Source organism: Psychrobacter sp. GW64-MNA-CIBAN-0177, assembly GCF_040309585.1.
Lineage (GTDB): Bacteria > Pseudomonadota > Gammaproteobacteria > Pseudomonadales > Moraxellaceae > Psychrobacter > Psychrobacter okhotskensis.
The window spans coordinates 1-241 of the sequence record NZ_JBEOOY010000554.1 but is presented as its reverse complement, the minus strand read 5'-3'; the positions used below and the strand labels follow the sequence as shown (position 1 = coordinate 241).

Genomic DNA, 241 nt, shown 5'->3' with positions numbered 1-241 from the left:
AATCAAAGGCGATGGCGAGCATTTTTGTGCAGGCCTTGATATATCTGCAGTAATGGCTACACCAATGAACATAGTGAAATTATTGCTTAAATGGTTACCTGGCAATCAAAATTTAGCGCAAAAAGTAGTATTAGGCTGGCAGTCACTGAGTGTGCCCGTTATTGCACAAATTGATGGCAACTGTTTAGGGGGTGGTTTGCAAATAGCTTTGGGGGCAGATTACAGGGTTGTTCATATTGAT

General features: G+C 41.5%; 1 protein-coding gene. It reads left to right on the top strand.

What is annotated here, in order from left to right:
* A partial coding sequence (locus tag AAEY79_RS16190; protein WP_352289756.1) for an enoyl-CoA hydratase-related protein occupies positions 1–241 on the top strand: 241 nt, incomplete at both ends.